The sequence below is a fragment of the Cupriavidus sp. 01L46 genome, from assembly GCF_056399905.1.
On sequence record NZ_JBFTSF010000579.1, the window covers coordinates 1 to 1,524 of the forward strand.

2 protein-coding genes are annotated in these 1,524 nt (G+C 56.7%); one reads left to right on the top strand and one right to left on the bottom strand.

Going from position 1 to position 1,524, the window contains the following annotated elements; genetic code table 11:
- Nucleotides 1–485: hypothetical protein (locus AC1DS3_RS38530; RefSeq protein WP_477129351.1), on the top strand; the 485-nt coding region annotated here is incomplete at its 5' end.
- A gap of 437 nt (nt 486–922) precedes the next feature.
- Here the strand turns inward: AC1DS3_RS38530 and AC1DS3_RS38535 are convergent.
- Nucleotides 923–1,524 (bottom strand): hypothetical protein (locus AC1DS3_RS38535; protein ID WP_477129352.1); only part of this gene is annotated, 602 nt, incomplete at its 5' end.

Consider the following 1,524-nt stretch of genomic DNA (forward strand, 5'->3'; position numbering starts at 1 on the left):
CCCATGAGTCGTGGGGTTCCACTGCCAAGTTCCTGATCTCCATACAGATGACACAACCCAATCGCGACACGAATATGCCGTTTTCCTTCTCGAAAGGCAGCATCGCTGGCGTGGAAGGCTCTGACTCCCGCGTATTGGTCCAGCGGCTCTCTGCGGCACTAATGGCCAGGGAGCCGAAGCCCATGACTGATAAAGTCAAGTTGCTTCCTTTCGGCGTGGCAATTCTGGGGACCGGGTTAAGCAGGACGGATGGCAACGTGCAGGTGACCATCGGCGCATCGCCGGGCAAGCCTGCGGGTAACCAGATAGCCGGCACGTTTTCGAGTACGCCTGCTGGAAATTGGATCGCGACGAAGATGTTTCTACGGGGCGGCGAGGGTGAAGTCTTCCTGAACCTGGACCCGGTGGGTGGCGTAGGAGAGTTCTCCATCAAGGATCCGGACTACGGCGATATCGTGATCGAAGAACTCTCTCGCGTGCTATGACGGCCCGTGCTTGCGTAGGACGGTCCATCGCATACGCCCCATAGGGTCGCATTCTTCCGGAGATGACGGCAGTGCCGCGGACTAGCACTGAAGAGCAACACATGCCAGTGAGTTCAAGACTGCCCGTCGGCTCAACGGTGATTGGGCCAACAACCATGCCGCCAAATGCTTGCGCATCGGTGACTAGGTCTCTGGGCCCAAGAAGCCATCTTCAATTGATGGCTGCCTTGGCCGAGGAACGGCCATTCAGCAAGCCGCGACAAACTGCCGTTCGCGACCCAAAGCGGAAGTTCGGTATCTTCAGGATCAGACGTTCAATGAACTCGCCTGCCGGCGCAATGACTTACGTATGTCCGGTCAGTGATGGGCTGGGCCGCTGGCCGGCATGGTTATGGGCGCTCTGAGCGCGGTACTGTGGTTCGGATAGGCATTCCGACTCAAGACCGCGCAGGCAAAAGCCCGAGTTCCATCAATTTGATATCGGATTCACCCACGACCTTCACGTGCTGGACGTTCTTCTCGTCCATGATGTCGGCACAGGAAACGATGATGGTTCCTTGGGATCGCGTGGGTCGTAGCTCAGCAAGGTCCGGGAAGTCGGCCGTTGGCAATGGATGAGGGCAGTAGCCGATCCAACCGACTGTCTGCCGGTCCTGAAAGGTCCGCTGCTTGCGCAAGTATTCACTGGGGGCGGCCACGCCCCAGTAAATCTCCGGCCAGAGATCGGTAGCCGTGGCCATCAATTCGACAATGCCCTGTCGAGGATCTTGTAAACAACGAATCAATGTCCCTGCTTCGGAAAATTCGATGCCCGCTGGYAGCGAACCACCACTTCTTGCGTGGTAGGTGATCGAAAGTCCGCCTTTGAGCGGATCGGACACACCATTCCAAAGAACAAAACTCATGTCATTGACATCGGAATCCGAGTCTTTCCAGGACGCTATCTCACGCAGGAGGCTGCTCCGGTCCAGAAGAACATTGTGCGTCAGACCTTCATCTTTCCCATCTGCACATAAAAACCAGTTCTTGAGAATGGGGT